Origin of the sequence: Micromonospora sp. NPDC048898 (genome assembly GCF_043198035.1) — a bacterium.
Lineage (GTDB): Bacteria > Actinomycetota > Actinomycetes > Mycobacteriales > Micromonosporaceae > Micromonospora.
Genome location: NZ_JBICUF010000038.1, coordinates 1 through 9,034 on the forward strand (window position 1 = coordinate 1; position 9,034 = coordinate 9,034).

At 74.4% G+C, this 9,034-nt stretch carries 5 protein-coding genes; all 5 read left to right on the forward strand.

The features are described 5' to 3' along the window. The coding region (locus ACGFIQ_RS36040; RefSeq protein ID WP_393250795.1) for a KR domain-containing protein at positions 1-1,962 on the forward strand (1,962 nt) is incomplete at its 5' end. Beyond that, positions 1,959-3,461: an FAD-dependent monooxygenase gene (locus tag ACGFIQ_RS36045; protein WP_393250797.1), complete on the forward strand. Its 1,503-nt coding sequence runs from the start codon at positions 1,959-1,961 to the stop codon at positions 3,459-3,461. The genes ACGFIQ_RS36040 and ACGFIQ_RS36045, both read left to right, overlap by 4 nt. Before the next feature lie 54 nt (positions 3,462-3,515). Then, positions 3,516-4,013, forward strand: a complete 498-nt coding sequence (locus tag ACGFIQ_RS36050) for a hypothetical protein (protein ID WP_393250799.1) — start codon at positions 3,516-3,518, stop codon at positions 4,011-4,013. A 55-nt stretch (positions 4,014-4,068) separates the two neighbouring features. Further along, complete coding sequence (locus ACGFIQ_RS36055; protein ID WP_393250801.1) at positions 4,069-4,734, forward strand: DedA family protein; 666 nt, start codon at positions 4,069-4,071, stop codon at positions 4,732-4,734. A 10-nt stretch (positions 4,735-4,744) separates the two neighbouring features. Then, a partial coding sequence (locus tag ACGFIQ_RS36060; RefSeq protein ID WP_393250803.1) for a type I polyketide synthase occupies positions 4,745-9,034 on the forward strand: 4,290 nt, incomplete at its 3' end.

Sequence of the window (9,034 nt, forward strand, 5' to 3'; positions counted from 1 at the left end):
ACCCTCGCCCACCTCAACCCACCCACACCCACCACCCCCGCACCCCTCACCAACCTCCCCACCTACCCCTTCCAACACCACCGCTACTGGCTCGACCCGGTGGACTCCGGGACGGATGCCGACAGCGAGGAGCTGTGGGAGGCGATCGACCGAGGTGACGCCGACGGTGTCGCCGCCGTGCTGGGGATGGCCGGCGAGGGGCGGGGTGCGCTCGCCACCGTGCTGCCCGCGCTGACCGACTGGCGGCGGCACTTCGAGATGGCGTACCGGCAGGAGTGGATTCCGGTGCCGGACCGCCGCTCCTCCGCCCCGGCCGGGCGGCGTCTGGTGCTCGTTCCGGCGGGGGCGGAGGATCAGCCCGAGGTGGCCGGCGTGCTGGCCGCGCTCGAGGGGTCCGTCGCGGAGGTCGTCATCGTGGACCCGGCGGTGGAACGACCGGCGCTGGCCCGGGAGCTGCGGTCGCGCCTGATCACCGGGGAACGGCCCGTCGCCGTCGTGTCGCTGCTCGCCTTCGGCCCGCCCGGATCAGCCCTGGGTCTGACCGTCGCGCTGATCCAGGCGCTGGACGACGCCACCGCCGACGTTCCCGTCTGGTTCGGCGTCGGCGGTTCGGGTGAGGGGCACGGGGGCGTACGGGGTCTCGCCCGGGTGCTCGCCGCCGAACACCCGCAGCGCTGGGGTGGCGTCGTCGAGTTGCCGGCCGAAGGTGGCCGCGAGACGCCGGACCGGCTGCGTGCCGTGCTGGGCGGCGCGATCGACGAGGACGAGGTGGCCGTGCGTCCCGAGGGCGTGCTGGCACGCCGCCTGCGTCCCGCCGAGCAGTCCCCGACCCCGCCCGAACCGGGCGGCGCCGTGCTGGTCACCGGGGCCGTGGACGCGACCGGCATCGCCGCCGTCCGCGCCCTGGTCGAGGAGAGCGGGGGAGCGCTGGTGCTGGCCGGCGCGTCGGCCTCCGCCGAGGTGGACACCGCCGTGGCGGAGCTGCGCGCGGCCGGCCATCCGGTCGTCGTCGAACCTCTGGACCCCACCGACGACGACCAGGTGCGCCGCCTCGACGGGCTCCTTCCCGCCGTTTGGCCGCTGCGCCTGGTCTGCCACTTCGCGGCGGAGCTGGACGGCGCCACGGTCGGCTCGCCCGATCTGGCCCAGTTGGAGCCGCTGCTGACGCCGGCCGCTTCGGCGCTGCGCAACGTCGCGGCCCTGGCCGGCCGCCACCCCGGCGCCCGGCTGGTGCTGCACGCCTCGATCGCCGGTGCGCTCGGCGTGGCCGGCCTGAGCATTCAGGCCGCGGTGCACGCCGCGCTGGCCGGGATCGCCGGCGAGGCCCGGGACGCGGGCGTCGGGGTGTCCACGGTCTTCACCGGGAGCTGGCGGGACGCGACCGCGGCCGACACCTCGGCCGCCAAGCAACTGCGGGGTTCCGGCATCCGGCCGGGTGCACCGGCCCTGGGCGCCCGGATCCTGCGCGCCGCGCTCACCGCCGGCGCGCCCGCGACCATCGTGGCCGACGTCGACTGGCCACGGTTCGCCGAGCAGTCCGGGGGCCGTCCGGCCACCCCACTGCGCGAGCTGCCGCGTCTGCGCCGGGCGGACCCGGACGATCCGTCCGATCCGGAAGCGGGTCCGGACGCCGCCGCGGCCCTGGCCTTCCAGCAGCGGCTCGGCGAACTGCCCGACGAGGACCGCCCGGAACTGCTGCTCGACGTCATCCGCACCTACGCCGCCCGGGTCCTCGGCCACGACTCGTCCCAGCCGGTCGGCGACGACACGCACTTCGTGGACCTCGGTTTCTCGTCCTTCACGGCGCTCGAGTTCAGCAACCGCATCGCGGCGGGGACCGGGCTGTTCGTGCCGCCGGTGGCGATCTTCGACCATCCGACCCCGAAGGCCCTCGCCGTTCACCTGGCGAACGGCACCACGGCCGGCGCGATGCCGGCCCCAGCCGAAGGAGCACTGCCATGACCGACCCGGTCGTCGTCGCCGGCGCGGGGCCCGCGGGCCTCATGCTCGCGGGTGAGCTCGCCCTGCGAAAGATCCCCGTGGTGCTGGTGGACGGCCACGAGAGCCAGCGCCTAGAGGCGCCGGCGATGGCCGTCAACGCCGGCACCCTGGAGATGCTGGAGCAGCGGGGACTCGCCGCCGAGCTGCGCGAGGGCACGGTCGGCTACCCGCACGTACGCTTCGCCGACCTGATGCTCGACTCCTCCACCGTGCCCGGCCAGACGCTCATGGTGCTGCAGTCGCGGCTGGAGAAGCGCCTCCTCGACCGGGCCGCCGAGCTGGGCGCCGAGCTGCGGTTCGGCACCGAGGTCACCGGCTACGACGCCGACGCCGACGGCGTGACCGTGCGGCTGCGGGACGGCGCGGGAGAGCACGAGCTGCGCGCCGCGTACCTCGTCGGTTGCGACGGCCGGGAAAGCGTCGTCCGCCGGACCGCCGGCATCGCGTACGAGGGTGACGACTGGGTGATCGTGCGCGGGATCGTCGGCGACGTGACGATCGACCGCACCGAGGTGGACGAGCGCCTGGTCGGGTTGTCGTACACCCCGAACGGCGACCAGTTCCTGGGCGCGCCGTTGCACCCGGGCACCATGCGCGTCTTCACCGCCGAGTTCTCCACCGACCCGCCGGCGTACCCGGACGGGCCGGCCGACCTGGATCAGCTGGCGGCGGCGACGCGGCGGCTGACCGGCGCGGAGCTCAGAGCCACGGGCAGCACCTGGCTGCGGCACTACTCGATCGTGACCCGCAACGCCGAGCGGTATCGGGACGGCCGGGTGTTCCTGGCCGGCGACGCGGCGCACGTGCACTACCCGTACAACGGGCAGGGCATCGGCACGGCGATCGGCGACGCGGTGAACCTGGGCTGGAAGCTCGCCGCCGCGGTGCGCGGCGAGGCGCCCGCCGGGCTGCTCGACAGCTACCACGACGAGCGGCACCGAGCCGGCCGGATGGCCTGCATGAACATCCAGGCCCAGCTCGCCCTGCTCTACCCGCGCCCGCTCGCCCGCTACATGCGCGAGATGATGACCGAGTTCCTCGGATTCGCCGACGTCAACGTGTTCCTCGCCGAGCTGGTGACGAACATCGGCCCGGCGTACCCGATGGGCGGCACCGCCGCGGGCGCGCCGGACCGGCTGCTGGGCCGCCGCCTGCCGCAGGTCGGATTGAAGACCGCGGCGGGCGACACCGCCACGGCCGACCATCTGCACGACGGGCACGCCGTCCTCTTCGACCTCTCCGACGGCGCCGCGCGCCTGCCGGACGTGACGCCCTGGTCGGACCGGCTCGTCGTGGTGCGCGGGACCACGGACACGCCGCTCGGCGCCACCGCCCTGTTCGTCCGGCCGGACGGGCACATCGCCTGGCACGACGGCGTGGACCCGGATCCGGCCGGCCTGACCGCCGCGCTGCGCAGGTGGCTCGGTGACGGCATCGGCGCTGGCCAAGCGTCGCTTTAGGGCGGCTCGCGACGATGGCGCGGCAAGCTGTCTCGTCTCCAGAAGGGGGCCGCCGTGCCCAGCAAGTCGCTTACCGCTCGCCTCGCCGCCGTCGTCGTCTCGCTCGTGGTGGCCGTCGTCGCCGTGCCCGGTGCGGCCTCGGCCGCGCCCGCGCAGCGGGGCTGCATCACCGTCTCGTTCATCGAACAGCTCATCTCGACCGACTACCGCGACGCCGCGCCGACCGGGCCCAGCGTCGGGGACGTCGTGCTCACGCTCGACGCGGTGCTGAACGCCGACCGCGTGAAGATCGGCGAGAACGACATCAAGGGCACGATCATCCGCCAGGACAGCGCGACCGGTGAGCTGTTCTCGTTCTCCACGTCGAAGTACACCATCCCGGACGGTGGCATCCGGGTCGCCGGCATCGTCAACCTGACGTCGCTGGCCGCGGGGGAGACGCAGAAGCTGACGGCGTTCGGCACGGCCGGCCGCTACAAGGGCAAGGTGGGCCAGCTGACCTGGACGCTGGTGAACGAGCTCGAGTCGGAGAACTCCATCACCCTCTGCTGAGCGCCGCCGGGGCGGGACCGCTGGGTCTCGCCCCGGGGCAGGACGGAGTTCCGCCATGACCGTCGTTCTCTCGCTGGACGTACCGGCGGGCGAGGCCGGCAGCTGGGCTGTCGACCTGATGGAGACCCTGGGTGCGCCAGGTGTTGCCATCGCCACCGCGCTGGAGAGTCTGTTCCCCACGGTGCCCAGCGAACTCGTCCTGCTGCTCGGCGGGTTCGCCGTCCGGCAGGGTGAGCTGACATACCTCGCGCTGCTGATCTGGAGCACTGTCGGTTCGGTGGTGGGCGCCGTGGCGCACTACTACGTGGGTGCGGCCCTCGGCCGCCGCCGCACCCGGGCACTGTTCGCCCGCATCCCGCTGGTGCGGGACAGCGATCTCGACCGGGCCGAGGCGTGGTTCGCCCGGCACGGTGACCGCGCCGTGTTCCTCTGCCGGCTGGTGCCCATCGTCCGCAGCTACGTCTCGTTGCCGGCCGGCATCGAGCGGATGCGGCTGGGACGCTTCGTCGCGTACACCGCCGCGGGCACCGCGCTCTGGAACGCGGTGCTGCTGGCCGCGGGCTGGGCGGTCGGCCACAACTGGGCGACCGTGCAGCGGTTCGCGAACCTTTTCACCCTGATCGTCGGCGTCCTGCTGCTCGTCGCCGTGGTCAGGTTCGTCGTGGTCCGGCTGCGTTCGCGCCGGAACGACCTGGGACAGCCAAAACAGCTCGACGGATAGGAGAACGACTGTGGCGGATCCGGCGGAGAAGGCGGCAGCTCGGCACGACGGGCCGGATCCCGTGGCGGTGGTCGGCATGTCCTGCCGGCTGCCCGGCGCGGACGATCCGCAAGCGTTCTGGGAGCTGCTGCGCGACGGCGTCGACGCGGTGACCGATCCGCCGCCGGACCGGAACCTGGCCGGCGGCGCCCGCCCGTACCGCGGGGGGTTCCTGCGCGGCGTCGACCTGTTCGACGCCGAGTTCTTCGCCATCGACCCCCGGGCCGCCGACGCGATGGACCCGCAGCAACGGCTGGCCCTGGAGCTGGCCTGGGAAGCGCTGGAGCAGGCGGCCATCGTCCCGGCGGCGACCGACCGCACCCGTACGGGCGTCTTCATGGGCGCGATGGCCGACGACTACGCCCGGCTGACGCAGCAGGTCGGGCCCGGCGCGGCCTCCGGGCACACCGTCACGGGCGTGCACCGCGGCATGATCGCCAACCGGGTCTCGTACGCCCTCGGCCTGCACGGCCCCAGCCTGACCGTGGACACCGGCCAGTCCTCCGCCCTGACCGCGGTGCACCTCGCCTGCGAGAGTCTGCGCCGCGGGGAGACCAGCCTCGCCATCGCCGGCGGGGTGCAGCTGAATCTCGCCGCGGAGACGTTCGACCTGACCGACGCGTTCGGCGTCCTGTCCCCGGACGAGCGTTGCCACACCTTCGACGCCCGGGCCAACGGCTACGTCCGCGGCGAGGGGGGCGGCCTCGTCGTGCTCAAGCGGCTGGCCGACGCGCTCGCCGCCGGCGACCGGATCGACGCGGTGATCCTGGGCAGCGCGGTCAACAACGACGGCCGGACCGCCACGCTCACCACGCCCGGCGTCGACGGCCAGGCCGAGCTGATCACGCTGGCCTGTCGTCGCGCCGGCCTGGACCCCGCCGACGTCCAGTACGTCGAACTGCACGGCACGGGCACCCGGGCGGGCGACCCGGTCGAGGCGCAGGCCCTGCACCGGGCGCTCGCCGCCGGCCGGACCGGCCCCCTGCGGGTCGGCTCGGCCAAGACCAACGTCGGCCACCTCGAGGGCGCGGCGGGCATCGTCGGCCTGATCAAGACCGTGCTGGCCCTGCGTCACCGGCAACTGCCGCAGACCCTGCACCACCGGGAGCCCCATCCGGAGATCCCGCTGTCCGAGTGGAACATGACCGTCCAGGATCGGCTCGGCGACTGGCCCGACCCGCAGCGCCGCCTCGCCGCGGGGGTCAGCAGCTTCGGGATGGGCGGGGCGAACGCCCACGTCGTCGTGGCCGAGGCGCCCCCGGTGCCCGAAGTGCCGCCGCGCGCGCCGATCACGACGCCGCTGCCGTTCCTGCTGTCCGGGCGCTCCGAGCAGGCCCTGCGGGCGCAGGCCGGGCGGCTGCGCGACCACCTCACCGCCGGTGCCGTGGCCGACCTGGCCGGGCTGGCCGCCACGCTGGCCGGTGCCCGCACCGCCTTCGACTGCCGGGCCGCCGTGCTCGCCGAGGACGCCGACCGGCTCGTCGCCGGCCTGACCGCGCTCGCCGACGGCGTGCCCACCGGCGACGTCCTGAAGGGCCGCCCTCGCGATCTGCAGGTGGCCTTCCTCTTCGCCGGGCAGGGCAGCCAGCGGCCCGGCATGGGCGCCGGCCTCTACCAGGCCGTACCCGCCTTCGCCACGGCCCTCGACGAGGTCTGCGACGCCTTCGCCCCCCACCTCGACCGGCCGCTGCGCGAGCTCATGTTCGACGCGCCCGCCGAGGTCCTGGCCGAGACCCGCTACACCCAGCCCGCCCTGTTCGCGTTCGAGGTGGCGCTCTTCCGGCTGTTGGAGCACTGGGGGCTGCGGCCCGGGCTGGTCGGCGGCCACTCCATCGGCGAGCTGGCGGCCGCCCACGTCGCCGGCGTGCTCGACCTGCCGGACGCCTGCGCCCTCGTGGCCGCGCGCGGCGGGCTCATGCAGCGGCTGCCGGCCGGCGGGGCGATGCTCTCGGTCCGGGCCGCCGAACCCGACGTGGCCGGACTGCTGGCCGCATCGGCCGGCGAGCTCTCGGTGGCCGCGGTCAACGGCCCGGAAAGCACAGTCGTGGCGGGGCCGGAGGGTGCGGTGGCCGCATTCGCCGAGGCCTGCGCGGAGCACGGGTGGCGGACCCGCCGGCTCGTCGTCAGCCACGCCTTCCACTCGTCTCTGATGGACGGCATGCTCGACGACTTCCGGCGGGTCGCCGAGAGCCTGACCTTCCGCGCACCCACCCTGCCGATGCTGTCCGCGGTCACCGGCCGTCAGGCCGGCGCCGACGAGGTGACCGATCCCGGCTACTGGGTCCGGCACGTGCGCGAGACGGTCCGGTTCCACGATGCCGTCCGCTGGCTGGACGCGGCCGGCTTCGGCACGGTCGTCGAGGTGGGCCCGGACGGGGTCCTGTCCGGGCTGGTGCGGGACAGCGCGCCCGGCGTCACGACGGTGACCCTCACCCGTGGCACCGCAGCCGAACCGCAGGAGCTGATCAGCGGCCTGGCCCGTGCGCACCTGGCGGGAGTCCCGGTCGGCTGGCCGGCCGTCCTCGGACCCGCCCCGCGCCCGGCCGACCTGCCGACGTACGCCTTCCAGCGCGACCGCCACTGGATCACCGGCGTCGCCCGTACGCCGCGCCCGGCGCCCGCCGCCGCGCCCAGCCGGACCGTCGACGAGCTCCTGGAGCTGGTCACCGGGCTGGCCGGTGACGTGCTCGGCCACCGGCTGCGGGGCACCGACACCACCCTGGCCTTCCGCGACCTCGGGTTCGACTCGATGTCCGCCGTCGAGCTCCGCGACCGGCTGGCCGGGGCGACCGGCCGGCACCTGCCCGGCTCGCTGCTCTTCGACCACCCGACACCGGTGCGGCTGGCCGCACACCTCGCGGCGGTCCCCACCGCCGACGCCCCGGAGCTGCCACCCGCAGCGCTCGCGGCCGCCGATGACGACCCGGTCGTGGTGGTCGGGATGGCGTGCCGCTATCCGGGCGGCGTGGCCTCGCCCGAGGACCTGTGGGATCTGATCATCGAGGGGCGCGAGGGCATCGGCGAGTTCCCGGCCGACCGCGGCTGGGACGACGTGTCGCGGTCCTCGACGCGGTTCGGGGGTTTCCTGTACGACGCGGGCGACTTCGACGCGGGCTTCTTCGGGGTGTCGCCGCGGGAGGCGCTGGCGATGGATCCGCAGCAGCGCCTGGTGCTGGAGACGTCGCACGAGCTGTTCGAACGGGCCGGCGTGGCGGTGGAGGGCCTGAGCGGCAGCCGCACCGGCGTCTACCTCGGCGCGACCTCGTCGGAGTACGGCCCGCGACTCAGCGAGGGCACCGACGGCGCCGAGGGCTACGTCCTCACCGGCAGCACCACCAGTGTGCTCTCCGGTCGGGTGGCCTACGTGTACGGGCTGGAAGGCCCCGCGGTCACAGTGGACACCGCATGTTCCTCCTCGCTGGTCGCGTTGCACCTCGCCGCGCAGGCGGTCCGCCAGGGCGACTGCGACCTCGCCGTGGCCGGCGGCGTGACGGTGATGGCCGGCCCGGGCATGTTCGTCGAGTTCACCCGCCAGGGCGGCTTGGCGCCGGACGGCCGGTGCAAGTCGTTCGCGGCCTCCGCGGACGGCACCGGCTGGAGCGAGGGCGTCGGCCTGCTGCTGATCGAGCGTCTCTCCGCCGCCCGCCGCGCGGGCCACCCGGTCCTTGCGGTCGTCCGGGGCACCGCCATCAACCAGGACGGCGCGTCGAACGGGCTGACTGCCCCGAACGGTCCCTCCCAGCAGCGGGTGATCCGCCAGGCGCTGTCCAGCGGCGGCCTCACCGCGGCGGACGTCCAGGTGGTCGAGGCGCACGGCACCGGCACCCGGCTGGGTGATCCGATCGAGGCACAGGCGCTGCTCGACACGTACGGCGCCGGGCACACCCCGGATCAGCCGCTCTACCTCGGCTCGATCAAGTCGAATATCGGTCATGCGCAGGCGGCGGCGGGTGTGGCCGGGGTGATCAAGGTGGTGATGGCGATGCGGCACGGGGTGGTGCCGGCATCGTTGCACGTGGACGAGCCGACGCCCCACGTGGACTGGAGCAGTGGATCGGTTCGGCTCGTGGACGAGGCGTCCGAGTGGCCGGGTGGTGCTCGGCGGCGGGCGGGTGTGTCGTCGTTCGGTATTTCCGGGACGAATGCTCATGTGGTCGTGGAGGAGCCTCCCGTGGTGGAGTCTCCCGTGGTGGAGTCTCCCGTGGTGGAGTCTCCCGTGGTGGAGTCTCCGGTGGTGGAGTCGGCTGGGGTGCCGGCGGGG